Consider the following 23,897-nt stretch of genomic DNA (forward strand, 5'->3'; position numbering starts at 1 on the left):
CTTTTTATGGCTCAGGGAATTAACAGACTCGACCCCTGCGTTGCCCGGCTCTCCAGCACCTCATGCGCACGTTGCGCATCGGTCAGCGGATATTTCTGCGCCTCTGCCACATCCACTTTAATCACCCCGCTGGCGATCAGCGAGAACAGCTCGTTGCTGGCTTCCTCGAGTTCTTCCCGGTTGGTGATGTAACCTTGCAGGGAAGGGCGAGTGACGTACAGTGATCCTTTCTGATTCAGAATGCCCAGGTTCACCCCGGTGACAGCCCCGGAGGCGTTACCGAAGCTCACCATCAGCCCGCGACGTTGCAGGCAGTCCAGCGAAGATTCCCAGGTGTCTTTCCCCACCGAGTCATACACCACGCGGACCTTTTTGCCGCCAGTGATCTCTTTTAGCCGCTCAACGATGCTCTCTTCCCGGTAGTTGATCACCTGCCATGCGCCCGCGTCCAGCGCACGCTGCGCTTTTTGCGCGCTGCCTGTGGTGCCGATCAGCTTCGCGCCCAGGGCTTTCGCCCACTGGCAGGCAATCAGCCCCACGCCACCTGCGGCTGCGTGAAACAGGAATTGCTCGTCAGGCTTAATTTCGTAGGTTTTACGCAGCAGATAATAGACCGTCAGCCCTTTCAGGAATGAGGCGGCAGCCTGCTCGAAGCCGATCGCATTTGGCAGAAGCGCCGCTTTCTCGGCCGGAACGTTATGGATGGAGCTGTAAGCGCCCAGCGCCGACTGCGCGTACACCACGCGATCGCCTTCCTTAATGTGCTTAACCGCGCTGCCCACTTTGCTGACGATGCCGGCCGCCTCTGTGCCCAGCCCGCTCGGCATCGACGGAGGCGGATAGAGGCCGCCGCGAATATAGGTATCGATGTAGTTAATGCCGATAGCTTTGTTTTCCACCTGGATTTCGTTCTCGCCAGGCGCAGCGGGGGTAAATTCCACCGCTTTGAGTACGTCAGGGCCACCATGCTTGTGAAATTCAATACGTGTTGCCATGCTTCCTCCAGAATGTGGTAATCTTTCGACCCACTCTTTATCTCGGTAACTCCATTCACTATGGCAGGAAACAAACCCTTCAACAAACAGACTGAACCTCGTGAGCGTGATTATCAGGTCGCCGGGTTAAAAGTCCCGCCGCACTCGATTGAAGCGGAACAGTCGGTGTTGGGCGGTTTAATGCTGGATAACGAACGCTGGGACGACGTCGCCGAGCGCGTTGTCGCGGAAGACTTCTATACCCGCCCGCACCGCCACATCTTTACGGAAATGGCGCGTTTGCAGGAGTCGGGCAGCCCGATCGACCTGATTACGCTCGCAGAATCGCTGGAGCGTCTGGGACAGCTCGACAGCGTCGGCGGATTTGCCTATCTGGCAGAACTGTCAAAAAACACGCCAAGTGCCGCGAACATCAGCGCTTACGCTGATATAGTTCGTGAACGTGCCGTTGTCCGCGAGATGATCTCGGTGGCGAATGAGATCGCCGAGGCCGGTTTCGATCCCCAGGGGCGCACCAGCGAAGATCTGCTCGACCTGGCGGAATCCCGCGTCTTTAAAATCGCCGAAAGCCGTGCGAATAAAGACGAAGGCCCGAAAAACATCGCCGATGTGCTCGACGCCACCGTCGCACGTATTGAGCAGCTTTTCCAGCAGCCGCACGATGGCGTGACGGGGGTGAACACCGGTTATGACGATCTCAACAAGAAAACGGCAGGTCTTCAGCCGTCGGATTTGATTATCGTGGCCGCACGTCCGTCGATGGGTAAAACGACATTTGCAATGAACCTCGTCGAAAACGCGGCGATGTTGCAGGATAAGCCGGTGCTTATCTTCAGTCTGGAGATGCCCTCTGAACAGATCATGATGCGTTCTCTGGCGTCCCTGTCGCGCGTGGATCAGACCCGCATCCGTACCGGTCAGCTGGACGATGAGGACTGGGCGCGGATCTCCGGCACCATGGGGATTTTGCTGGAAAAACGGAACATCTATATTGATGACTCCTCCGGCCTGACGCCGACGGAAGTGCGCTCCCGCGCGCGCCGTATCGCCCGTGAACACGGTGGCATCGGTCTCATCATGATCGACTACCTTCAGCTGATGCGCGTTCCGTCGCTTTCCGACAACCGTACGCTGGAGATTGCCGAGATTTCGCGCTCGCTCAAGGCGTTAGCCAAAGAGCTGCACGTGCCGGTGGTGGCGCTGTCGCAGCTTAACCGCTCTCTGGAACAACGTGCAGACAAGCGCCCGGTCAACTCCGACCTGCGTGAATCCGGCTCCATCGAGCAGGATGCCGACTTAATCATGTTCATCTACCGTGATGAGGTTTATCACGAGAACAGCGACCTGAAAGGGATCGCCGAAATTATTATTGGTAAGCAACGTAACGGCCCCATCGGTACGGTACGTCTGACCTTTAACGGCCAGTGGTCGCGTTTCGACAACTATGCCGGTCCTCAATATGATGATGAGTAATTTCTAAGGAATTCAAATGCAAGCGGCAACTGTTGTTATTAACCGCCGCGCTCTGCGACACAACCTGCAACGTCTGCGAGAACTGGCGCCCGCCAGTAAGCTCGTTGCAGTCGTGAAAGCGAACGCTTACGGACACGGTCTTCTTGAGACCGCGCGAACGCTCCCCGATGCCGACGCTTTTGGCGTCGCCCGTCTCGAAGAAGCTCTCCGCCTGCGCGCAGGTGGAATTACGCAACCGATTCTGCTCCTCGAAGGCTTTTTTGAAGCCTCGGACCTGCCGACCATTGCCGATCAGCACCTGCACACGGCGGTGCATAACGAAGAACAGCTGGCCGCGCTGGAAACGGCCGAACTGAGCGAGCCGGTCACCGTCTGGATGAAGCTCGACACGGGCATGCACCGTCTGGGCGTGCGGCCGGAAAGCGCGGAGGCGTTTTATCAGCGTCTGTGTCAGTGCAAAAATGTGCGTCAGCCGGTGAACATCGTCAGCCACTTTGCCCGCGCCGATGAGCCTGAATGCGGCGCAACGGAACAGCAGCTTGATATCTTCAACACCTTCTGCGAAGGCAAACCGGGGATGCGCTCGATCGCGGCATCCGGCGGTATTCTGCTGTGGCCGCAGTCGCACTTCGACTGGGCGCGTCCGGGCATCATTCTTTACGGCGTATCGCCACTGGAGAACAAACCCTGGGGGCCGGACTTTGGCTTTAAGCCGGTGATGTCGCTGGTTTCAAAGCTGATTGCCGTGCGTGAGCACAAAGCGGGAGAGCCGGTAGGTTACGGCGGCACCTGGATCAGCGAGCGCGATACCCGTCTTGGCGTGGTGGCGATGGGCTACGGTGACGGCTATCCCCGCGCCGCACCAACGGGCACGCCGGTGCTGGTCAACGGTCGTGAAGTGAAGATTGTCGGCCGCGTGGCGATGGACATGATTTGTGTTGATCTGGGGCCCGACGCGCAGGATAAAGCGGGGGACGATGCGGTGATGTGGGGCGAAGGCCTGCCGGTAGAACGTATTGCTGAAATAACAAAAGTGAGTGCTTACGAACTTATCACGCGTCTTACCTCAAGGGTCGCGATGAAATACGTCGACTAAGCATGAGCGGGATGCGGTGCATCCCGCTGCTGTTAACATCCCCTCGATCTTCTTCCGCTTCCGGTTTATTGTTGAATTCCCTGCCTCATAATAATCCGGAGAACATCGCGTGTTTCAGAAAGTAGACGCCTACGCCGGCGACCCTATCCTCTCCTTGATGGAGCGTTTCAAAGAAGATCCTCGCAGCGACAAAGTGAACCTCAGCATTGGTCTTTACTACAACGAAGACGGCATCATTCCTCAGTTGAAAGCCGTTGCTGAAGCTGAAGCGCGTCTTAACGCAACCCCGCACGGTGCTTCGCTTTATCTGCCGATGGAAGGATTAAACACCTACCGCAACACTATCGCGCCGCTGCTGTTTGGTGCGGACCACGCGGTGCTCGCGCAAAAGCGCGTAGCGACTATCCAGACGCTGGGTGGCTCGGGTGCGCTGAAGGTAGGCGCAGATTTCCTGAAAAAGTACTTCCCGGATTCCGGCGTGTGGGTCAGCGACCCGACGTGGGAAAACCACGTTGCGATCTTCGAGGGCGCGGGCTTTAAGGTTGAAACCTATCCGTGGTTCGACAGCGAAACGAACGGCGTGCGCGTTGATGCGCTGCTGGAAAAACTGAACACCCTGCCGGAGCGCAGCATCGTATTGCTGCATCCGTGCTGCCATAACCCGACGGGTGCGGACCTCACCAATGCCCAGTGGGATGCGGTGATCGAGATACTGAAGGCGCGTAACCTGATCCCGTTCCTCGACATCGCCTATCAGGGCTTTGGCGCGGGCATGGAGGAAGACGCCTACGCCATTCGCGCGATTGCCAGCGCGGGGCTTCCCGCTCTGGTCAGCAACTCCTTCTCAAAAATCTTCTCCCTGTACGGCGAGCGCGTTGGCGGTCTGTCCGTGGTGTGTGAAGACGCTGAAGCCGCGGGACGCGTACTCGGCCAGCTGAAAGCGACGGTCCGCCGGATCTACTCCAGCCCGCCGAACTTTGGTGCGCAGGTGGTGGCGACAGTTCTCGGTGACGAAACACTGAAATCGTCCTGGCTTGCCGAAGTAGAAGCGATGCGTAAGCGCATCCTGTCGATGCGTCAGGAGCTGGTTAACGTCCTGAAAGAGGCCGTGCCTGGGCATAACTTTGATTATCTTCTCAAGCAGCGCGGGATGTTCAGCTACACCGGACTGAGCGCAGCGCAGGTCGATCGCCTGCGTGAAGAGTTCGGTGTCTACCTGATCGCCAGCGGCCGTATGTGCGTGGCGGGTCTGAATGCCAGCAACGTCCAGCGCGTGGCGCAGGCGTTTGCAGCTGTGATGTAAGTACTCACTACTTATTATCTCCCTCTCCCTGTGGGAGAGGGCTGGGGTGAGGGCATCAGGCCGCAGAAAATCTTGCCCGGTGGCGGCTGCGCCTTACCGGGCCTACATTACTCATCCACACTTTGTGATCGTCTTCTTTTTATTCCGCTTCATAAGTAAAAACCCCTTTCCTTCCCCTCCCGCTGGGGTTATGGTCGGATAGTTTTTTGACCATCCGCTCAAAATAAAAAGATAACAAACTGAATATTCAGGGGAAAATATGCGCAAGATCACACTGGCGCTCAGCGCCGCCTGCTTATTGTTCTCGCTTAATAGTACCGTTGTTGCGCGGGCTTCTGCACCCACGCCGCTTTACACCGGCACCACCGCCGCCATTCTTGCCGAACAGGCCCCCATTCACTGGGTTTCAGTGGCACAAATTGAAAACAGCCTGACGGGTCGCCCGCCGATGGCCGTGGGCTTCGATATTGACGATACCGTTCTCTTCTCCAGCCCCGGTTTCTGGCGCGGCAAAAAAACGTACTCCCCGGACAGCGAAGCCTATCTGAAAAACCCGGAATTCTGGGAAAAGATGAACAACGGCTGGGATGAGTTCAGTATCCCGAAAGAGGTTGCCCGCGCGCTGATCGCCATGCACGTAAAGCGCGGCGACAGCATTTACTTCGTGACCGGACGTAGCCAGACCAAAACCGAAACCGTCTCGAAAACGCTACAGGATGATTTTCTGATCCCGGCGGCCAGCATGAATCCGGTCATTTTTGCCGGGGACCAGGAAGGGCAAAACACCAAAACCCAGTGGCTGGAAAAGAAAAATATCAAAGTGTTCTACGGGGATTCAGATAACGACATCACCGCGGCGCACGACGTGGGAGCCAGAGGCATCAGGGTGTTACGCGCCTCGAACTCCACCTACCGACCGCTGCCGATGGCCGGAAAATTTGGTGAAGAGGTGATCGTTAACTCTGAATACTGATGCATTAACGGCGGGGTGAATGCTTTTTTAAGCAAATCTCGCTGCGCGGGTTTTACCTTTCGCTTTCTTGCTGCACACTTAGAAAGATTCACCTTTCATAATGGAGCAGCACATGTGGTATCAACAGACCCTGACCTTAAGCGCAAAACCACGCGGATTTCACCTTGTGACGGACGAAGTCATCGGGCAAATCCGCGACCTGTCGCGCGTCAAAACGGGTTTGCTGCATCTGCTGCTTCAGCACACGTCTGCTTCTCTCACGCTCAATGAAAATTGCGATCCCACCGTCCGGTCTGATATGGAGCGGCATTTTCTGAAAACCGTCCCGGACAACGCCCCGTATGAGCATGATTACGAGGGGGCGGATGATATGCCCTCACACATCAAATCCTCTTTGCTGGGCGTCTCGTTGATGCTGCCGGTCCACAACGGACGGCTACAGCTGGGAACGTGGCAGGGGATCTGGCTGGGAGAACATCGCATTCACGGTGGTTCGCGTAAAATTATCGCAACGCTACAAGGGGAATAAAGATGACAATTTCGGAGATACTTCAGTACTGCATGAGCAAGCCGGGGGCGGAACAAAGCGTACACAGCGACTGGAAAGCCACGCAGATCAAAGTGGGGGATGTGTTGTTCGCGATGGTGAAAGAGGTGGATGCGCGGCCAGCGGCATCACTGAAAACCAGTCCTGAACTGGCCGACTTACTGCGCCAGCAGCACGATGATGTCAGGCCTAGCAAGCATCTGAATAAAGCACACTGGAGTACGGTGTTTCTCGACGGCTCGCTGCCAGATTCGCAAATTTACTACCTGGTGGATGCGTCGTATCAACAGGCGGTTGAACTGCTGCCGGAAACGATCCGACAGCAGCTCTCCGTGTAACGATTACAGCAACGGTTTGAGGAAGCGCGCGGTGTGCGAGGCTTCGCACTCTGCAACGGTCTCTGGCGTACCGGAGACGAGGATTTCACCGCCGCCGCTGCCGCCTTCCGGGCCGAGATCGACAATCCAGTCCGCGGTTTTAATCACGTCCAGGTTGTGCTCAATCACCACGATGGTGTTGCCCTGATCGCGCAGCTGGTGCAGCACGTCCAGCAGCTGCTGGATATCCGCAAAATGCAGGCCGGTGGTCGGCTCGTCCAGAATGTACAGCGTCTGACCGGTACCGCGTTTGGACAGCTCACGCGCCAGCTTCACGCGCTGCGCTTCACCGCCGGACAGCGTTGTCGCTGACTGCCCCAGACGGATATAGGTCAGACCCACATCCATCAGGGTTTGCAGCTTACGCGCCAGCGCAGGGACGGCGTCAAAGAACTCGCGCGCCTCTTCGATGGTCATATCCAGCACTTCGTGGATGGTCTTGCCTTTGTACTTAATCTCCAGCGTTTCACGGTTATAGCGCTTGCCTTTGCACTGGTCGCACGGCACGTAGATATCCGGCAGGAAGTGCATCTCAACCTTGATTACGCCGTCGCCCTGGCACGCTTCACAACGGCCGCCGCGCACGTTAAAGCTGAAACGTCCTGGCGTGTAGCCGCGCGAACGCGCTTCCGGCACGCCGGCAAAGAGTTCACGTACGGGCGTAAAGACGCCGGTATAGGTCGCCGGGTTGGAACGCGGCGTACGGCCAATCGGGCTCTGGTCGATGTCGATAACCTTGTCGAAATGCTCCAGCCCCTGAATGTCGCGGTACGGTGCAGGTTCAGCCAGCGTCGCGCCGTTCAGCGCCGTCTGCGCAATCGGGAACAGCGTATCGTTGATAAGCGTCGATTTACCGGAACCGGACACGCCGGTGATGCAGGTGAACAGCCCGACAGGCAGCGTCAGGGTCACGTCCTTCAGGTTGTTGCCGCGCGCCCCGGTTAGCTTCAGCACTTTTTCCGGGTTCGCCGCCACGCGCTGTTTTGGTACTTCAATTTTGCGCTTGCCGCTCATGTACTGGCCGGTCAGCGACTCGGGCACCGCCATAATGTCTTTCAGCGTCCCTTCTGCCACCACCTGTCCGCCGTGCACGCCAGCGCCCGGGCCGATGTCGATCACGTGGTCAGCGGCGCGAATGGCGTCTTCGTCGTGCTCAACCACAATCACAGTGTTGCCAAGGTTACGCAGGTGAACCAGCGTGCCGAGCAGGCGTTCGTTGTCGCGCTGGTGTAGGCCGATAGACGGCTCATCCAGTACGTACATCACGCCGACTAAGCCTGCGCCAATCTGGCTCGCCAGACGGATACGCTGGGCTTCACCGCCGGAGAGCGTTTCAGCCGAGCGGGAAAGCGTCAGGTAGTTCAGGCCAACGTTCACGAGGAACTTGAGGCGATCGCCGATCTCTTTCAGCACTTTTTCAGCGATTTTCGCGCGCTGGCCGGAGAGCTTCAGGTTGTTGAAGAAGTCCATCGCGTGGCCGATGCTCATGTCTGAGATGGTCGGCAGCGCCGTGTTTTCGACAAACACGTGACGCGCTTCGCGACGCAGGCGCGTGCCCTCGCAGGTGGCGCAGGAGCGGTTGCTGATGAACTTCGCCAGCTCCTCACGCACCGCGCTGGATTCGGTCTCTTTGTAGCGGCGCTCCATGTTGTGCAGCACCCCTTCGAACGGGTGGCGACGCACGGAAGTGTCACCGCGATCGTTCATGTACTTGAACTCAATGTTCTCTTTGCCGGAACCGAACAGGATCACTTTATGTACGTTCGCGCTCAGGCTGGCCCACGGGGCTTCAACGTCGAACTTGTAGTGCTCCGCCAGCGACTTCAGCATCTGGAAGTAATAGAAGTTACGCTTGTCCCAGCCGCGAATGGCGCCACCCGCCAGCGACAGCTCCGGATTCTGGATCACGCGGTCAGGGTCGAAATACTGCTGAACGCCCAAGCCGTCACAGGTCGGGCACGCGCCCGCCGGGTTGTTGAACGAGAACAGGCGCGGTTCCAGCTCGCGCATGCTGTAGCCGCAAATCGGGCAGGCAAAGTTGGCGGAGAAGAGCAGCTCTTCCGCTTTTGCATCGTCCATGTCTGACACCACCGCCGTGCCGCCCGACAGTTCCAGCGCCGTTTCAAAGGATTCCGCCAGACGCGTCGCCAGATCTTCACGTACCTTAAACCGGTCAATCACCACTTCGATGGTGTGTTTCTTTTGCAGCTCCAGCTTTGGCGGATCGGACAGGTCACACACTTCGCCGTCGATACGGGCGCGGATATAGCCCTGGCTTGCCAGATTTTCCAGCGTTTTAGTGTGTTCGCCCTTACGCTCTTTAATGATTGGCGCCAGCAGCATCAGGCGTTTGCCTTCCGGCTGCGACAGCACGTTATCCACCATCTGGCTGACGGTCTGGGCCGCCAGCGGAACGTCGTGATCCGGGCAGCGCGGCTCGCCCACGCGCGCATACAGCAGACGCAGGTAGTCATGGATTTCGGTAATGGTACCGACCGTGGATCGCGGGTTATGCGACGTGGATTTCTGCTCAATGGAGATAGCAGGAGACAACCCTTCAATGTGGTCGACATCCGGTTTTTCCATCAGCGACAGGAACTGACGCGCGTACGCCGAGAGCGATTCAACGTAACGACGCTGTCCTTCGGCATACAAAGTGTCGAAAGCCAGTGAGGATTTGCCAGACCCCGAAAGCCCGGTCACGACGATGAGTTTGTCGCGAGGGATTATGAGGTTGATATTCTTGAGATTGTGGGTGCGGGCGCCCCGAACTTCGATCTTATCCATTCACCTTTCCCGGTTGGAACACGGATTGCCTGATTTGTTTGAAGGACAAACGGCTGTCAGAAACGGCTAATTATGACACAAAATGACCTGTTTGAATATACAGTATTGGAATGCATTTTCTGATTCACTGTGTAACAATGTCGAGTCCGCGAGAGAACTCTGGAACATGCTACGCAACTATCAAAGTGTCGCATGGAAATGGTACACTCGCGCGTTTACACTATTAAGAAACGTATTCAGGAGACACGAACATGGCCAGCAGAGGCGTAAACAAGGTGATTCTCGTCGGTAATCTGGGCCAGGACCCGGAAGTACGCTACATGCCGAGTGGTGGCGCAGTTGCCAACATTACGCTGGCTACTTCCGAATCCTGGCGTGATAAAGCGACCGGTGAAATGAAAGAGCAGACCGAATGGCACCGCGTTGTGCTGTTTGGCAAACTGGCTGAAGTGGCCGGTGAGTATCTGCGTAAAGGCTCTCAGGTTTACATTGAAGGCCAACTGCGTACCCGCAAATGGACCGATCAATCCGGTCAGGAAAAATACACCACGGAAGTGGTGGTGAATGTTGGCGGCACCATGCAGATGCTGGGTGGCCGTCAGGGCGGCGGCGCACCGGCAGGTGGCGGCCAGCAGCAGGGCGGTTGGGGCCAGCCTCAGCAGCCGCAGGGCGGCAATCAGTTTAGCGGCGGCGCGCAGTCCCGTCCGCAGCAGCAGTCTGCTCCGGCACCGTCTAACGAACCGCCAATGGATTTCGACGACGATATCCCGTTCTGATATCCAGACGCGTGAAACACAAAAAACCCAGATAATGTCTGGGTTTTTTTATAACAGGCTATCAGGTAATCACCATCGGCCAGTCTGGCGGGGTGTGGCTCATGGCTTCAACCATCACCACTTTAATGTTTTCCCAGACGGCGGCTATATCCACCAGCGTAATACCGAGCAAACCTGTTGCGAACCAGCATGCGGCGCCTAACCCTAACAGGGTGCTAATCACAGCAAGACCTGCGTAGTCGGACTTTCGGAACTGAATGTTTAACGTGCTGGCCAGGAACATCAAAACCGCGCTCAACAACGGCCAGCGCAGGAGCACCATGCTGGTGGTAATGGTTGCCATAAAACTCATCCTCGACAAAACAGACGAACTGGAATGAAACAATGTTTCTCGTTACATAAGATGTGTGAACTATATCACATTTGCTGTTTTATTAGCCAGTATCCGCGTGAGGTAAAAGTGGGTTTATTACCAGGGAAAATATATCGTCGTCGCTCGTATCCGCGTCTGGTCGGAATTTTTATTTTTAATTCATTCAGATAGCAAAACCTTTGCAAAACACCTTCGGCTGTATAGCGTTTACAGCAGTATGTCTATGGATTATGCTTGTGTGGAACAATAAATGTACCCGCAGAAATAATTCATCGCATTGAATTAATTGTCTTTTTTGGATTTTATATTCTTTGTTTTACACTCAGCATGCTCTTTGATTTCGTGGTCTTATTCTTTTATTCAGATATGAGTTATTGCGGTTGCTCTCTCGATTAATGACCTGCGAAAAGATAATGAAAGAACAAAGACGCGAGATTATTAACGACAGCATGCAGGCGCTGCACGCCCTGGCGAAGCTGATGCCGCAACTCAACGCGCAGTGTTCGCCGGTTGAAATGCTGGAAACCATCAACAGCGCTTTGGGGGCAAATCTCTCGTGGGTCAGTGTCGAATCCGCAGACGGCCCGCGCGTGGTTTGTGCCGGCGACGTGACGTGTCACGCCTTCAACGTGGCGGATTTTCTTGCCAGCACCCTGTTGCAGCGGCATCACCGCGCCTGGCGGGTTATCTACTGGAAAGCGCATATTGGCCGGGCGGTATTTTCCCCTCAGCACCCGGGCTATGCGCGGCTGCAAAGCGGCGTCCTGTGTAAACTCTCAGCGCATGGCAGACAGTGCAGTGGTTATTTCTTTTTGGCTTTTAATGGAAAACTTACCTCGTTGCCGATACTGAAAAATATCGTGGTGGTATTGGTTGAGAAGCTAAAAGATTATTTTGATGACATCATCGTGCGGGAAAAAACGGCGCAAGAAATGCAGCGCGTCGTCACACAATATAAAACCTTATTTGAGCGTGCGCCGGTATTAATGAACGCCTTTGACAGGCATAACCGGTGTGTATTGTGGAATGCCGAATGCGAAAAAGTCTTTGGCTGGAGTATGACTGAAATCGACGAGCACCCCGATCCGCTGGCCCTGTTTTATCCGGATCCCGAGGAGCGACAGCGCGTGCAGGAGTCGGTTCGTTTCGCACCACTTAAGGATATGTACGAATGGCACCCGGTGCGTAAAGACGGGACGCAGTTAACGATTCTCTGGTCAAACATCCTTTTGCCGGATAACTCCATTCTCAATATTGGCCTGGATATCACCGAACGTAAAAAAGCAGAACAGCAGCTGACCGTCAAAGCCACCACGGACGATCTGACGGGCTGTCTGAATCGCTCGACAATCTTACAGCAGCTCAAAATGGCGCTGGCAGCCAGTTCGCCGCAGGATGTCAGTAGCCACTTCTGTCTCCTGATGTTCGATCTCGATTATTTCAAGCAGATTAACGATCGGTGGGGACATCAGGTTGGCGATGCGGCATTGATTCACTTTTGCGACCGTATTCGCGAGGTGAGCCCGGCCGGGTCAGCGCTGGGACGGGTGGGGGGCGAAGAGTTTGTTCTTCTGCTGGCGCGTACGGATGGTATGGCCGCTACGTTGCTCTCTTCTCGCCTGCGTGCCGGGCTGATCTCAAAACCGCTGCGTGTGGGCGATAAAACGCTGGTACTCTCCTTCAGCGCCGGGGTGGTTGAAGTCTGTCAGGGGCAACGAGATACTTCTGCCATACTGATGCGTGCCGATAAGGCATTATATGACGCCAAGCGTACGGGAAGAGGAAAAACGGTCCTGGCGTCTGATTATTTATAAATCAGCATAAGAACAAAGAGCAGGCTATTTCAGCCAGCGAATTTTCCACACCTGTCGCGGGTAATTATTTTCCTTATCAGAAACGAAATGAATACTTTTAGTTTGGCTTACGGGAAAATATTATCGGCATCACGAATTTTAGGATTTTTAATACCAAAAGTCAGTTGCTAACTTCCTATGATTCATGCAACGTAATCACCTGTTTATCAAAGCAGCCGGTCTTCATTGCTACAGGCGTACAACATGCAGGGATACAGAGCGGGAAATGAATCGTAGCGCGCGGCGCAAAATGCTCAAAGTGGTCGGGATTATCATGGTAGTTATGCTGCCGGTGATGCTTGCGCTATGGTTTGCCCAGCTTAGTGCAGTGTCGGAAATCAGCGCCCAGCTGCGCACGTTTGCTGAACTTGCTTTAAATAAAACTGAACGGGTTATTCAACAGGTTGACCTGGCCCGGAAAGACGCGGAAAAATATCAGGGCAAAGTGTGTACGCCGGAGCATCGTCAATATATGTTGAACGTTTCCCGCGGTCGCCTTTTTGTTGCCGATTTAATTTATGCTGATGGCCAGGACTTTCTCTGCTCGACCCTTTTTACGCCGGAGCATCCTTACATCATCCCCGCTGCCAATTACACACGTAAACCCGACGTTGCTATCTATTATTTTCGCGATACACCATTTTTTAATGGTTATAAAATGATATATATGCAGCGCGGAAATTATGTCGCAGTGGTCAACCCGCTTTCGTACAGTGAGGTGATGTCAGACGATCGTTCCCTGTCGTGGGGAGTGTATGACACCGTCAGCAATGCATTCTTTTCTGTGAGCCAGAAAGCCAATATTTCTTTATTGCATTCGATGCTTCGACATCAGGAAACGACTTTTCAGAAAGATGACCGTTTTTATACGATCGTAAAATCAGAGCAGCGGCCCATTGCGGCCATCGTTTCAACCTCCAGTGCCCGTTTTTATAAAACGCTTTATCATCAGGCTACCCTGACGCTACCGCTAGGGATAATTTGCAGCATTATTATTCTGCTGGTGTGGTCGCGTACACACCGTGAATTCAATTCGCCTGGCCGACTTCTGCACCGGGCGCTGAATAAACGCCAGCTGTGCGTCCATTATCAGCCCATCATTGATATTAAAAATAACCAGTGCGTGGGGGCAGAGGCGTTGTTGCGCTGGCCTGGATTCAACGGTCAGGTTATGAGCCCGGCGGAATTTATTCCCCTGGCAGAAAAAGAGGGGATGATTGAGCGCATTACGGATTACGTCGTGGAGGAGGTGTTCAGCGATCTGGGGCATTTTCTTGCCGCTCATCCCGATCTGTATGTCTCGATTAACCTGTCGGCGTCAGATTTCCACTCTTCACGTCTTATCGCCCTGATCTCCGACAAAGCCCGCTTTTACTCGGTTCGCGCGCAGCAGATCAAAATTGAGGTGACGGAGCGGGGGTTTATTGACGTGCCGAAAACCACGCCGGTCATTCAGGCGTTTCGTCAGGCGGGGTATGAAGTGGCGATTGATGATTTCGGAACCGGCTACTCTAACCTGCATAACCTCTATTCGCTGAACGTCGATATCCTGAAAATCGACAAATCCTTTATCGATACCTTAACCACCAACAGCACCAGCCACCTGATTGCCGAGCACATCATTGAGATGGCGCAAAGCCTGCGGCTGAAAACCATTGCGGAAGGGGTCGAGACGGGGGAGCAGGTGAGCTGGCTGCTGAAGCGTGGCGTACAGTATTGTCAGGGATGGCACTTTGCGAAAGCGATGCCGCCCCAGGCATTTATGGCCTGGCAGCAGCAACCCTTGCGTTAACACGCATTAATTGAGCTGATGGCGGTAGTCGCTCGGCGTACGGTCAAACTCGCGGCGGAAGACGCGGGAAAAGGTCTGCTGCGACACATAGCCCAGATCCATTGCGATATCAAAAATGGGCCGCTGCGTTGAGCGTAACGCCTGCGCCGCCAGCAGGAGCCTGCGCTGGCGAATGTAATCACCCAGCGTTTGATGCATTACGGTGCGGAACATTCTCTGTAAATACCATTTCGAATAGCCCGACTTCTTAGCGACCACATCAATGTTCAACGGCTGGTCGATATGTTCATCAATCCATTCAATAAGCGTCTGAATAATTTGCTGATGCGACATAAGGTTACCCCTCTGTGGAGACATCTGTCCTGATTAATTCGTCGTTTTCTCTGCGGGGGAGTATAATTCCTCAAGTTAACTTGAGGTAAAGAGGTTTTATGGAAAAGAGATTACCGCGCATCAAAGCACTGTTAACCCCCGGTGAAGTGGCTAAGCGAAGCGGTGTGGCGGTGTCGGCGCTCCACTTCTATGAAAGCAAAGGGTTAATAAAAAGTATCCGTAACGCCGGAAACCAGCGGCGCTATACGCGCGATGTGCTCCGCTACGTGGCGATTATCAAAATTGCACAACGTATCGGCATTCCTCTGGCCACCATTGGTGACGCGTTCGGCGTATTGCCGGAAGGGCACTCACTGAGCGCGAAAGAGTGAAAGCAGCTGTCGTCCCAGTGGCGAGAAGAACTGGATCGTCGTATTCACACGCTGGTGGCCCTGCGCGATGAACTGGATGGCTGCATTGGTTGCGGGTGTTTATCACGTAGCGATTGCCCGCTGCGTAACCCGGGTGACAGGCTGGGCGAGCAGGGAACAGGGGCACGGTTGCTGGAGGAGGATTGAGAGGTGTTTGCCGGGTGCTTCGCTTACCCGGCCTACGCTCTCGGTTTTGTAGGCCGGGTAAGGCGCAGCCGCCACCCGGCAACAAACATAAAGAACTAAAGCGCCACTAAGGGCGCTTTAGTTTTTTCCGGTCTTTGTCTTTCTCTCTATCCCGCTGGCTCACGGGAGGGTTTCCCCCGACATCAGTACCCCTCGTGTCGAGCTTGTGAAGGAGGTTCCGGTTTGTACTGACACTTTAATTTTATGCCCGGCCGCCGTTTTTGCCACCGGAGACGGTGAGATTTTAGCCGAATTTTTTTCGTGAAGTTGTTCAGTTTTCTATAGTTAAAAAGTATGAATCATCGGAGAACATCATGCTAACGGTCCACCACCTTAATCAGTCTCGTTCACATCGTGTCCTCTGGGCGCTGGAAGAGCTGGATCTGACGTACGACATCGTGCGCTACCAGCGCGAAAAAACCATGCTCGCGCCAGACTCGCTCAAAAAAGTGCATCCGCTGGGAAAATCCCCGGTACTCGAAGATAACGGACTGGTTCTGGCCGAATCAGGTGCAATTCTGGAATATCTTCAGGAAACGTACGATTCGGCGTCACGATTCAAACCGTTAGATCCCGCCCATAAAGTGCAGTATCGCTTCTGGCTGCATTACGCCGAAGGGTCTTTGATGCCGCTACTGTTAATGAAGCTGGTGTTTAACAGCCTCGGCAAACCACCCGTCCCGTTTGGCCTGCGCACGCTGGGTAAGGCGCTGGGGCAGGGGGTGCAAAAAGCGTATCTCAACCGCCAGCTGGAAACGCATGCGCGCTTTATTAACGATCATCTTGCCGAAAACAGCTGGTTTGCCGGCGACACGCTGACCATGGCTGATATCCAGATGAGTTTTCCCCTCTTCGCCCTGCTGGCGAGAGGCGGCATCGACAATCTCGACCACATAGCGGCGTGGAAACAGAGAGTGGAGGCACGTCCGGGCTGGCAGACAACGCTTGCGAAAGGCGGCCCGCTGACGATCCCCGGCGAGGGATGAAATTTAACGAAATTGCGCATGGACGATAACGTTTGCGCATCCTCTGCTTAATTCTTCATCGTCATGAGGCAATTTTAGCGAAAAACGAGAAAGTTCAGTTGAAAAGGGCGGGTATTAGGCTAGATAATCGTTTGCCTTAATTTGACCACCCGTTTGTAAGCGCGGAGCTAAACGTTTGCTTTTTCTGTGACGCCCTTTCGTCGCAAACGCAACACAAGGATTTGACGTTTAGCTGGCAGTGGCGTCTCCACCTCGCTTACGGACTTCCTAAAAAACTCTCAGGGGATGTTTTCTATGTCTACGCCATCTGCGCGTACTGGCGGTTCACTTGACGCCATGTTTAAAATTTCGGCCCGCGGCAGCACCGTGCGCCAGGAAATCGTTGCCGGTTTGACAACGTTTCTGGCGATGGTTTATTCCGTCATCGTTGTGCCGGGTATGCTGGGCAAAGCGGGCTTCCCGCCAGCGGCTGTCTTTGTGGCGACCTGCCTTGTGGCCGGCGTGGGCTCTATCGTGATGGGCCTGTGGGCGAACCTGCCGCTGGCGATTGGTTGCGCCATCTCTCTGACCGCGTTTACCGCGTTCAGCCTGGTACTGGGCCAGCACATCAGCGTACCGGTTGCGCTGGGCGCCGTGTTCCTGATGGGTGTGCTGTTTACCGTTATTTCAGCGACCGGCATCCGTAGCTGGATCTTGCGCAACCTGCCGCAGGGCGTGGCGCACGGTACCGGCATCGGCATCGGCCTTTTCCTGCTGCTGATCGCCGCCAATGGCGTCGGTCTGGTTATCAAGAACCCGCTGGACGGCCTGCCGGTTGCGCTGGGCCACTTCGCCAGCTTCCCGGTGATCATGTCGCTGATCGGCCTGGCGGTGATTATCGGTCTGGAAAAACTGAAAGTCCCGGGCGGCATTCTGCTGACTATTATCGGCGTGTCCATTGTGGGCCTGATTTTCGATCCGAACGTCCACTTCTCCGGTATTTTCGCCATGCCGTCGCTGAGCGATGACAAAGGCAACTCCCTGATTGGCAGCCTCGATATCGTTGGCGCGCTCAACCCGGTGATCCTGCCAAGCGTGCTGGCGCTGGTGATGACCGCCGTGTTTGACGCGACCGGTACCATTCGTGCGGTGGCCGGTCAGGCGAACCTGCTGGATAAAGACGGTCAGATTATTGACGGCGGCAAAGCGCTGACTACGGACTCCCTGAGCAGCGTCTTCTCGGGCCTGGTGGGCGCAGCGCCTGCGGCGGTGTACATCGAGTCCGCAGCGGGTACGGCGGCGGGCGGTAAAACCGGCCTGACGGCGATCACCGTGGGCGTGCTGTTCATGCTGATCCTGTTCCTCTCCCCGCTCTCCTATCTGGTTCCGGCGTACGCGACCGCGCCAGCGCTGATGTACGTTGGCCTGCTGATGCTGAGCAACGTGGCGAAAATCGACTTTGCGGATTTCGTTGACGCGATGTCTGGCCTGATTACCGCGGTCTTCATCGTACTGACCTGTAACATCGTGACCGGCATTATGATCGGCTTCGCGTCGCTGGTGATTGGTCGTCTGGTCTCCGGTGAATGGCGCAAGCTGAACGTTGGCACCGTTGTGATTGCCGTTGCGCTGGTGGCGTTTTACGCGGGCGGCTGGGCAATCTGAGTTGTCCTTTGATGCGAAAACGGGTGGCTCAGGCCGCCCGTTTTTATTTTCAGGACTCATCCTGTTGCCTTTTGCGTTACTCTGGGGAAGATAGAATAAAAGGCACGACGCCTTCCGGAGTACATAAGCAACACAGCAAACAGGGAACGCATGGAAATCTTCTTCACAATACTCATCATGACCCTTGTGGTCTCGCTATCCGGGGTGGTTACACGCGTACTGCCCTTTCAGGTCCCCCTGCCATTAATGCAAATTGCCATCGGCGCGCTGCTGGCGTGGCCGACGTTTGGCCTGCACGTGGAATTTGACCCCGAACTGTTCCTCGTGCTGTTCATCCCGCCACTGCTGTTTGCCGATGGCTGGAAAACGCCCACGCGCGAGTTCCTTGAGCACGGGCGAGAGATCTTCGGCCTGGCGCTTGCGCTGGTGGTGGTCACCGTCGTCGGGATTGGTTTCCTGATCTACTGGACGGTACCGGGTATCCCGTTAATTCCTGCCTTTGCGCTGGCCGCCGTGCTGTCGCCAACCGATGCCGTGGCGCTGTCCGGCATTGTGGGCGAAGGCCGCATTCCGAAGAAAATCATGGGGATTTTACAGGGTGAGGCGCTGATGAATGACGCCTCCGGCCTGGTTGCCCTGAAGTTTGCCGTGGCCGTTGCGATGGGCACGATGGTCTTTACCGTCGGCGGCGCGACGCTGGAGTTCTTTAAGGTAGCCATCGGCGGTATTCTCGCGGGCTTCGTAGTGAGCTGGCTGTACGGACGCTCGCTGCGCTTCCTTAGCCGCTGGGGTGGTGATGAACCGGCGACGCAGATCGTCCTGCTGTTCCTGCTGCCGTTCGCCTCTTACCTGATTGCCGAACATATCGGCGTGTCGGGCATTCTGGCGGCGGTAGCTGCGGGGATGACCATCACCCGCTCCGGCGTGATGCGCCGCGCACCGCTGGCGATGCGCCTGCGTGCAAACAGTACCTGGGCGATGCTCGAGTTTGTCTTTAACGGCATGGTGTTCCTGCTGTTGGGCCTGCAACTGCCGGGCATTATGGAATCCTCGCTGATTGCGGCCGAAGCGGATCCAAACGTTGAAGTCTGGATGCTATTTACCGATATCGTACTCATCTACCTTGCGCTGATGCTGGTACGTTTCGGCTGGCTGTGGACGATGAAGAAATTCAGCGTTCGCTTCCTGACCAAAAAGCCGATGGAGTTTGGCTCGTGGACCACGCGCGAGCTGCTGATTGCCTCTTTCGCGGGCGTTCGCGGGGCGATCACCCTTGCTGGTGTACTCTCCATTCCCCTGCTTCTGCCGACGGGCGACGTCTTCCCGGCGCGCTACGAGCTGGTGTTCCTGGCGGCGGGCGTGATCCTCTTCTCGCTGTTTGTCGGCGTGATTATGCTGCCGATTCTGCTGCAACATATTGACGCGGGTGACTCCTCGCAGCAGCACAAAGAAGAGCGGATTGCCCGTGCGGCGACGGCGGAAGTGGCGATTGTCGCCATCGAGAAAATGGAGGAGCGTCTGGCCGCCGATGCCGAAGAGAACATTGATAACCAGCTGCTGAAGGAAGTCAGTTCACGCGTGATTGGTAATTTGCGTCGCCGTGCTGACGGACGTAACGACGTGGAAAGTTCGTTGCAGGAAGAGAACCTCGAACGCCGTTTCCGCCTGGCGGCGCTGCGCTCCGAGCGTGCCGAGCTGTATCACCTGCGCGCGACGCGGCAGATCAGTAACGAGACGCTGCAAAAGCTGCTGCACGATCTGGACCTGCTGGAAGCGTTGTTGATAGAGAATCAGTAGCGCGCTTTGCCCCCTCACCCTAGCCCTCGCCCTATGGGGAGAGGGGTTGGGGTGAGGGGTCAGGGCACCCAAAACCCCTCACAGCATTGCAACCACGCCTGCGCGCTGTGCGACAGATAGACCCCTTCACGCCAGATCATCCCCAGCTGCCAGTGCAGGTCGCTCTCCAGCGGGATCCAGCGCAGCGTGTTTTTATCCAGCCGCTCGCAGATCGGCTGCGGCAGAATGGCAATCCCCACGCCCGCCTGTACCATCGCCGCCAGAAAATCCCACTGGCCGCTGCGCACCGCAATGCGCGGCTTTACGTTGTGCTGGTTAAACAGCGCCATCAGCTGGCGGCTTAAGGCAAAATCTTCGTTGTAAATCAGCAGAGGGTGTTCGCCGAGCAGCTCGGGTTTTACTGAGTCTATCTTCAGCCAGTCGCCGGAGCGCGGCACCAGCACGCACAGCGGGTGGCTGAACAGCGGCAGCGTCGCCAGGCCGCTTTCCTCCTCTACGGGAAGGGCCGTCATGGCCACGTCCAGTTCACCGTTCATCACCGCCTGCTGCACGGTCAGGCCGCCAAATTCAGAAATTTTTAGCTCAACGCCGGGATAGCGCTGACGAAACAGGCTTATCGGCCCGGCCATCATCATGCCGACCATCGGCGGAATACCGAGCCGCAGCAGCCCTTTTGTCAGGTGGTTGATGTCCCCAAGCTCGGCCTCCAGCTGGCGGAACTCTGCCAGAATGGCCAGCCCGCGCTCGAACACTACGCGACCGGTATCGGTCAGCAGTAGCTTGCGCCCGTCGCGGATCAGCAGCGTACAGTTCAGCTCATCTTCGAGGTTTTTCAGCATCTTGCTGATGGTCGGCTGGGTTACGAATAACTTCTCCGCTGCGCGAGTAAAACTTTGCTGGCGAACCACCTCGACAAAATAGCGCAGCGTTCTTATGTCCATGATTATTCCTCGAAACTATACCTGTGATGATTTTAATTCATTTCAGTCCATACCGTGCGCTCACTATACTGGCGCCTCGTCTCATTTTTGAGGAAAACCCCCATGGCCGTGGCGTTAAGCCGTGTTACGCCTGCCGTTGTGCAACGACTCCAGGTCCCGGTTCAGGTACTGCTCTACGCGGGACTGTTTGTTTTCGCCGAATATCTTGTCGGCTGGCTCCACCTGCCGCTGCCTGCCAACCTGGTGGGGATGCTGCTGATGTTGACGCTCATCCTCTGTCGCGTGATCCCCCTTAACTGGGTGCGTGCCGGGGCGCGCTGGCTGCTGGCGGAGATGCTGCTGTTCTTTGTGCCTGCCGTGGTGGCGGTGGTGAACTATGCGCAGCTGCTGATGGTGGACGGCTGGCGCATCTTCGCGGTGATTGCGCTGAGTACGCTGATGGTGCTGGGAGCGACCGCCTGGGTGGTGGATAAAGTGTATCGCTTTGAAATCAGCAGGCACAAACATGACTAACTTTCAGATCAGCGTCTTGTGCCTGATCGCGACGCTGGCGATCTACTTTGCCAACAAGCGGCTGTATCGCCGGTTTCATGCGCTGCCGCTGATGCCGCTGGTCTTCACGCCGATCCTGCTGGTGCTGATGCTGGTCTTCGGCCATATCTCCTGGCAGAACTACATTGGTGAATCCCACTGGCTGCTGTGGCTGCTCGGCCCGGCGACCATCGCCTTTGCCGTGCCCGTTTATGACAACCTGGCGATTATCAGGCGCCACTGGATGTCGCTCAGCGCAGGCGTGATCACCGCTACGGTGGTCGCGGTCTGTAGCTCCGTCTGGCTGGCGAGACTGTTTACGCTGCCCGATGAAATTCAGCGCAGCCTGGCCGTGCGCTCGGTGACCACGCCGTTTGCGCTCGCGGCGGCGAAACCCCTCGGCGGACAGCCGGACCTGGTGGCGCTGTTTGTGGTGGTGACGGGCGTCTTTGGGATGGCGGTGGGCGATATGCTCTTTCTGCGGCTTTCTATTCGGGAAGGAATGGCCAAAGGCGCGGGGTTTGGCGCGGCGTCGCACGGCGCGGGCACGGCACGCTCCTATGAGCTGGGCCAGCAGGAGGGGGTTGTCGCGAGCCTGGTGATGATGCTGTCAGGCGTGGTGATGGTGCTGATTGCGCCGCTGGTGGCGTGGGTGATGTTTTAAGCTCCCCGGCCAGAATGGCCGGGGAGAAAGGTTTAGTGCGCGCGGCCCTGCTCAACGCCAAGACCGGTTTGTGAACGAATAAACTGGGCGCGGAATTTCTCGCGCTCCAGGTTACCTTCCGGCGAATTGTCGGTAGCCGAGAAGACCCAGATACCGATAAACGCCACGGCAATCGAGAACAGCGCCGGATATTCATACGGGAAGATGGCGCTGGCGTGACCGAGGATCTGCACCCAGATCGTCGGGCCCAGAATCATCAGGATCACCGCCGTCAGCAGCCCCAGCCAGCCGCCAATCATCGCGCCACGGGTGGTCAGCTTCGACCAGTACATGGAGAGCAGGATGATCGGGAAGTTACAGCTTGCCGCGATGGAGAAGGCCAGCCCCACCATAAAGGCGATGTTTTGCTTCTCGAACAGAATGCCCAGCAGGATCGCCACGACGCCCAGCACCAGCACGGTGATTTTAGAAACCTTCAGCTCATCGCGCTCGCTCGCGCCTTTGCGGAAGACGTTGGCGTAGAGGTCATGCGAAACCGCCGACGCCCCGGCCAGCGTTAAACCCGCAACCACCGCAAGAATGGTGGCGAAGGCCACGGCGGAGATAAAGCCGAGGAACAGGTTGCCGCCCACCGCGTCGGCCAGATGCACCGCCGCCATGTTGTTACCGCCAATCAGCGCGCCCGCGGCGTCTTTAAACGCCGGGTTTGCCCCCACCAGCATGATCGCGCCAAAGCCGATGATAAAGGTCAGGATATAGAAGTAGCCCATGAAGCCGGTCGCGTAGAAGACGCTCTTCCGCGCTTCACGCGCGTCGCTCACGGTGAAGAAGCGCATCAGGATATGCGGCAGACCCGCCGTGCCAAACATCAGGCCCAGACCGAGCGACAGGGCCGATATCGGGTCTTTCACCAGCCCGCCCGGGCTCATGATGGCTTCCCCTTTCGGGTGGACCGCCATGGCTTCAGTGAACAGGTTATTGAAGCTGAACCCGACGTGCTTCATCACCATAAAGGCCATAAAGCTGGCGCCAAACAGCAGCAGCACGGCTTTGATGATCTGCACCCAGGTCGTCGCCAGCATGCCGCCGAACAGCACGTACATCACCATCAGTACGCCCACCAGCACCACCGCAATGTGGTAGTTCAGGCCGAACAGCAGTTGGATCAATTTACCCGCGCCCACCATCTGCGCAATCAGATACAGCGCCACCACCACCAGCGAACCGCAGGCGGAGAGGGTGCGAATCGGTCCCTGCTTCAGGCGATAGGAGGCCACGTCGGCGAAGGTATAGCGGCCGAGATTGCGCAGGCGCTCGGCAATCAGGAACAGAATGATCGGCCAGCCGACGAGAAAGCCGAGGGAGTAAATCAGGCCGTCATAGCCGGAGGTGTAGACCAGGGCGGAGATCCCGAGGAACGAGGCGGCGGACATAAAGTCACCCGCAATCGCCAGCCCGTTCTGGAAGCCGGTAATGTTGCCGCCTGCGGTGTAGTAATCGTTACGGGAGCGCACGCGTTTCGACGCCCAGTAAGTGATATACAGCGTCAGCACCACGAAAATCAGGAACATCACAATCGCCTGCCAGTTGGTTGGCTGGCGCTGTACCTCGCCGGTAATCGCATCTGCCGCGTGGGCGGCAAAGGGAAGCGTGGCGGCGAGCGCCGTCAGAATTCTCTTCATGATGCTTTTACCTCTTGCAGTACCGCTTTATTAAGGCGATCGAATTCACCGTTCGCGCGCCAGACGTAAACGCCGGTCAGCACAAATGAAATCACGATGACGCCAATGCCAATGGGAATACCGCGCGTCACGCTGGTGCCCTCGTGCAGCGGGGTGCCCAGCCAGTGCGGCGCAAAGGCGATCAGCAGAATAAAGCCGACATAGATAATCAGCATGATGATGGAAAGGGTGAAGGCAAACCGTTGCCGCTTATCGACGAGCTCCCTGTAGTGCGCACTATTCTCTATCTGCTGACAAATATGGTCATTCATCACAGAGTCTCCAAAGGTAAGGTTGGTTTGTTTTTATCCCCTCTCCCCTATGGGGAGAGGGTGAGGG

At 56.2% G+C, this 23,897-nt stretch carries 21 protein-coding genes and 1 pseudogene; 15 read left to right on the top strand and 7 right to left on the bottom strand.

What is annotated here, in order from left to right; all coding sequences use genetic code 11:
• Positions 1–11: 11 nt before the first annotated feature.
• Positions 12–995, bottom strand: coding sequence for a quinone oxidoreductase (locus SK53_RS20915; RefSeq protein WP_003860300.1), 984 nt, complete (start codon positions 993–995; stop codon positions 12–14).
• A 60-nt stretch (positions 996–1,055) separates the two neighbouring features.
• Here SK53_RS20915 and dnaB point away from each other — a divergent pair, with 60 nt between their 5' ends.
• From dnaB to SK53_RS20945, 6 genes are all read left to right on the top strand, one after another.
• The gene (gene dnaB / locus SK53_RS20920; protein WP_003860298.1) at positions 1,056–2,468 is read left to right on the top strand and encodes a replicative DNA helicase; all 1,413 of its coding nucleotides are present in this window, start codon (positions 1,056–1,058) and stop codon (positions 2,466–2,468) included.
• 16 nt (positions 2,469–2,484) lie between these two features.
• On the top strand, positions 2,485–3,564 hold the full coding sequence (gene alr, locus SK53_RS20925) for an alanine racemase (protein ID WP_003860296.1): 1,080 nt from the start codon (positions 2,485–2,487) through the stop codon (positions 3,562–3,564).
• Between the two features lie 109 nt (positions 3,565–3,673).
• Positions 3,674–4,867, top strand: coding sequence for an aromatic amino acid transaminase (gene tyrB / locus SK53_RS20930; RefSeq protein WP_023315226.1), 1,194 nt, complete (start codon positions 3,674–3,676; stop codon positions 4,865–4,867).
• Between the two features lie 259 nt (positions 4,868–5,126).
• Entirely contained in the window at positions 5,127–5,840 is a 714-nt protein-coding gene (gene aphA, locus SK53_RS20935; RefSeq protein WP_003860292.1) for an acid phosphatase AphA, read from the top strand.
• Positions 5,841–5,952: 112 nt separating this feature from the next.
• Positions 5,953–6,369, top strand: a complete 417-nt coding sequence (locus SK53_RS20940) for a secondary thiamine-phosphate synthase enzyme YjbQ (protein WP_032672110.1) — start codon at positions 5,953–5,955, stop codon at positions 6,367–6,369.
• Positions 6,370–6,371: 2 nt separating this feature from the next.
• Positions 6,372–6,725 (top strand): MmcQ/YjbR family DNA-binding protein, encoded by a 354-nt coding sequence (locus SK53_RS20945; protein ID WP_003860288.1) that lies wholly within the window; start codon positions 6,372–6,374, stop codon positions 6,723–6,725.
• 3 nt (positions 6,726–6,728) lie between these two features.
• Here SK53_RS20945 and uvrA read toward each other — a convergent pair whose 3' ends face one another.
• Positions 6,729–9,551 carry an excinuclease ABC subunit UvrA gene (uvrA, locus tag SK53_RS20950; protein WP_003860287.1) on the bottom strand — a complete coding sequence of 941 codons (2,823 nt, stop codon included), beginning with the start codon at positions 9,549–9,551 and terminating at the stop codon, positions 6,729–6,731.
• Positions 9,552–9,802: 251 nt separating this feature from the next.
• Here uvrA and ssb1 point away from each other — a divergent pair, with 251 nt between their 5' ends.
• A complete protein-coding gene (gene ssb1 / locus SK53_RS20955) occupies positions 9,803–10,327 on the top strand; it encodes a single-stranded DNA-binding protein SSB1 (protein ID WP_003860284.1) in 525 nt (174 codons plus the stop codon).
• A gap of 61 nt (positions 10,328–10,388) precedes the next feature.
• Here ssb1 and SK53_RS20960 read toward each other — a convergent pair whose 3' ends face one another.
• On the bottom strand, positions 10,389–10,670 hold the full coding sequence (locus SK53_RS20960) for a YjcB family protein (RefSeq protein ID WP_003860282.1): 282 nt from the start codon (positions 10,668–10,670) through the stop codon (positions 10,389–10,391).
• 443 nt (positions 10,671–11,113) lie between these two features.
• Here SK53_RS20960 and SK53_RS20965 point away from each other — a divergent pair, with 443 nt between their 5' ends.
• Positions 11,114–12,514 carry a sensor domain-containing diguanylate cyclase gene (locus tag SK53_RS20965; RefSeq protein WP_048209958.1) on the top strand — a complete coding sequence of 467 codons (1,401 nt, stop codon included), beginning with the start codon at positions 11,114–11,116 and terminating at the stop codon, positions 12,512–12,514.
• Positions 12,515–12,779: 265 nt separating this feature from the next.
• Positions 12,780–14,345 carry an EAL domain-containing protein gene (locus SK53_RS20970; protein WP_003860279.1) on the top strand — a complete coding sequence of 522 codons (1,566 nt, stop codon included), beginning with the start codon at positions 12,780–12,782 and terminating at the stop codon, positions 14,343–14,345.
• 6 nt (positions 14,346–14,351) lie between these two features.
• Here SK53_RS20970 and soxS read toward each other — a convergent pair whose 3' ends face one another.
• Positions 14,352–14,678: a superoxide response transcriptional regulator SoxS gene (gene soxS, locus SK53_RS20975; protein ID WP_003860277.1), complete on the bottom strand. Its 327-nt coding sequence runs from the start codon at positions 14,676–14,678 to the stop codon at positions 14,352–14,354.
• Positions 14,679–14,776: 98 nt separating this feature from the next.
• Here soxS and soxR point away from each other — a divergent pair.
• From soxR to SK53_RS20995, 4 genes and pseudogenes are all read left to right on the top strand, one after another.
• Positions 14,777–15,235, top strand: a pseudogene (gene soxR, locus SK53_RS20980) (redox-sensitive transcriptional activator SoxR).
• Positions 15,236–15,588: 353 nt separating this feature from the next.
• Complete coding sequence (locus SK53_RS20985) at positions 15,589–16,260, top strand: glutathione S-transferase family protein (protein ID WP_023324014.1); 672 nt, start codon at positions 15,589–15,591, stop codon at positions 16,258–16,260.
• A gap of 294 nt (positions 16,261–16,554) precedes the next feature.
• Positions 16,555–17,904, top strand: coding sequence for a guanine/hypoxanthine transporter GhxP (gene ghxP / locus SK53_RS20990; protein ID WP_008503390.1), 1,350 nt, complete (start codon positions 16,555–16,557; stop codon positions 17,902–17,904).
• A gap of 150 nt (positions 17,905–18,054) precedes the next feature.
• Complete coding sequence (locus tag SK53_RS20995) at positions 18,055–19,701, top strand: Na+/H+ antiporter (RefSeq protein WP_048209959.1); 1,647 nt, start codon at positions 18,055–18,057, stop codon at positions 19,699–19,701.
• 59 nt (positions 19,702–19,760) lie between these two features.
• Here SK53_RS20995 and SK53_RS21000 read toward each other — a convergent pair whose 3' ends face one another.
• On the bottom strand, positions 19,761–20,642 hold the full coding sequence (locus SK53_RS21000) for a LysR family transcriptional regulator (RefSeq protein ID WP_003860268.1): 882 nt from the start codon (positions 20,640–20,642) through the stop codon (positions 19,761–19,763).
• Between the two features lie 102 nt (positions 20,643–20,744).
• On the opposite strand from SK53_RS21000, the gene SK53_RS21005 reads away from it, so the two are divergent.
• Entirely contained in the window at positions 20,745–21,155 is a 411-nt protein-coding gene (locus tag SK53_RS21005) for a CidA/LrgA family protein (RefSeq protein ID WP_021242769.1), read from the top strand.
• A complete protein-coding gene (locus SK53_RS21010) occupies positions 21,148–21,837 on the top strand; it encodes an LrgB family protein (protein ID WP_008503394.1) in 690 nt (229 codons plus the stop codon). The genes SK53_RS21005 and SK53_RS21010 overlap by 8 nt, the downstream gene beginning before the upstream one ends.
• Before the next feature lie 32 nt (positions 21,838–21,869).
• Here the strand turns inward: SK53_RS21010 and actP are convergent, their stop codons facing one another.
• Positions 21,870–23,519, bottom strand: coding sequence for a cation/acetate symporter ActP (gene actP / locus SK53_RS21015; RefSeq protein WP_008503395.1), 1,650 nt, complete (start codon positions 23,517–23,519; stop codon positions 21,870–21,872).
• Positions 23,516–23,830, bottom strand: coding sequence for a DUF485 domain-containing protein (locus tag SK53_RS21020; RefSeq protein WP_008503396.1), 315 nt, complete (start codon positions 23,828–23,830; stop codon positions 23,516–23,518). The genes actP and SK53_RS21020 overlap by 4 nt, the downstream gene beginning before the upstream one ends.
• Positions 23,831–23,897 lie beyond the last annotated feature (67 nt).

The sequence above is a fragment of the Enterobacter sp. MGH119 genome (assembly GCF_001037675.1).
Classification (GTDB): Bacteria; Pseudomonadota; Gammaproteobacteria; order Enterobacterales; family Enterobacteriaceae; genus Enterobacter; species Enterobacter hormaechei_C.

Coding starts and splice junctions, on each gene's coding strand:
- SK53_RS20985 (WP_023324014.1), top strand. CDS start 15,589: ATGCTAACGGTCCACCACCTTAATCAGTCTCGTTCACATCGTGTCCTC.
- SK53_RS20945 (WP_003860288.1), top strand. CDS start 6,372: ATGACAATTTCGGAGATACTTCAGTACTGCATGAGCAAGCCGGGGGCG.
- SK53_RS20940 (WP_032672110.1), top strand. CDS start 5,953: ATGTGGTATCAACAGACCCTGACCTTAAGCGCAAAACCACGCGGATTT.
- dnaB (WP_003860298.1), top strand. CDS start 1,056: ATGGCAGGAAACAAACCCTTCAACAAACAGACTGAACCTCGTGAGCGT.
- ghxP (WP_008503390.1), top strand. CDS start 16,555: ATGTCTACGCCATCTGCGCGTACTGGCGGTTCACTTGACGCCATGTTT.
- SK53_RS21000 (WP_003860268.1), bottom strand. CDS start 20,642: ATGGACATAAGAACGCTGCGCTATTTTGTCGAGGTGGTTCGCCAGCAA.
- actP (WP_008503395.1), bottom strand. CDS start 23,519: ATGAAGAGAATTCTGACGGCGCTCGCCGCCACGCTTCCCTTTGCCGCC.
- SK53_RS20960 (WP_003860282.1), bottom strand. CDS start 10,670: ATGGCAACCATTACCACCAGCATGGTGCTCCTGCGCTGGCCGTTGTTG.
- alr (WP_003860296.1), top strand. CDS start 2,485: ATGCAAGCGGCAACTGTTGTTATTAACCGCCGCGCTCTGCGACACAAC.
- soxS (WP_003860277.1), bottom strand. CDS start 14,678: ATGTCGCATCAGCAAATTATTCAGACGCTTATTGAATGGATTGATGAA.
- SK53_RS20970 (WP_003860279.1), top strand. CDS start 12,780: ATGAATCGTAGCGCGCGGCGCAAAATGCTCAAAGTGGTCGGGATTATC.
- SK53_RS21010 (WP_008503394.1), top strand. CDS start 21,148: ATGACTAACTTTCAGATCAGCGTCTTGTGCCTGATCGCGACGCTGGCG.
- SK53_RS21020 (WP_008503396.1), bottom strand. CDS start 23,830: ATGAATGACCATATTTGTCAGCAGATAGAGAATAGTGCGCACTACAGG.
- uvrA (WP_003860287.1), bottom strand. CDS start 9,551: ATGGATAAGATCGAAGTTCGGGGCGCCCGCACCCACAATCTCAAGAAT.
- ssb1 (WP_003860284.1), top strand. CDS start 9,803: ATGGCCAGCAGAGGCGTAAACAAGGTGATTCTCGTCGGTAATCTGGGC.
- SK53_RS20915 (WP_003860300.1), bottom strand. CDS start 995: ATGGCAACACGTATTGAATTTCACAAGCATGGTGGCCCTGACGTACTC.
- SK53_RS21005 (WP_021242769.1), top strand. CDS start 20,745: ATGGCCGTGGCGTTAAGCCGTGTTACGCCTGCCGTTGTGCAACGACTC.
- SK53_RS20965 (WP_048209958.1), top strand. CDS start 11,114: ATGAAAGAACAAAGACGCGAGATTATTAACGACAGCATGCAGGCGCTG.
- SK53_RS20995 (WP_048209959.1), top strand. CDS start 18,055: ATGGAAATCTTCTTCACAATACTCATCATGACCCTTGTGGTCTCGCTA.
- aphA (WP_003860292.1), top strand. CDS start 5,127: ATGCGCAAGATCACACTGGCGCTCAGCGCCGCCTGCTTATTGTTCTCG.